Raw genomic sequence first — 757 nt, forward strand, 5'->3', positions numbered from 1 at the left:
GAGGCGGTTTATCTTTTTCTGTAAACCAAAATGGAACCTCTGAAATGCCCACTATTCGGTCAAATTCTTCATGACATTTCTTTAAGCTATCCCCACTCAAACCTACACACTCTTCGTCTATAGCTCTCTTGCGCCTTTGCAAAGAAACTTCAGAAGAAGAAACATCCCGTTTTTTACGAGAAGAAAGACCTTCTGATGACGCTGGACCTATAAAATGTTCATGCGCTTTTAAAGAACAGGGTTGTATACTTGCAAAAGAACGCCAAGGGTCTAAATTGCGTTCATTATCAAGTCCCCGTAAAAATAGCCCCCGAAAATCGGGAACATTAAACGTCTCAACGCCATCCCCTTCTCCCCACGTCGTTCCTATGACACAAAATAAATCCCAATAAACATACCGTGAATAAGCACTTCCATCACATGGCAACCAACCATCCGGCAAGCGTTCCATTGCAAACGGTCCTATCAGACCGGAGGGTAAGCGTTTTAAGGAAGAAACTTTACCCCTTGTCGGGTTGAGAACTTGCCACCCCGAAAGTTCTTCATCATACATGACTGTATAAAGACAACCATCTTGTATCTCTCCTCCCGACAAGGCTAATAAACCGGTTTCTGTCGCCTTATAAACAGGTTTGCCAGCTAAATTATTCAAAGCAATTGTTGTCGCCCCAACATTCTTGCCCTTTGCTTTAAAACAAACCGATATGCCATTCTTATACTCTAAAAATGCCGATTGGCTTAGAAGCCTTATCACGCT

General features: G+C 42.7%; 1 protein-coding gene. It reads right to left on the reverse strand.

All coding sequences use genetic code 11. From position 1 onward, the window contains the following. Nucleotides 1–757 (reverse strand): phage tail protein (locus ACFIKB_RS09520; protein ID WP_375653517.1); only part of this gene is annotated, 757 nt, incomplete at both ends.

The organism is Bartonella sp. MR110HLJHH, assembly GCF_042194225.1.
In the GTDB taxonomy this organism is placed as follows: Bacteria; Pseudomonadota; Alphaproteobacteria; order Rhizobiales; family Rhizobiaceae; genus Bartonella; species Bartonella grahamii.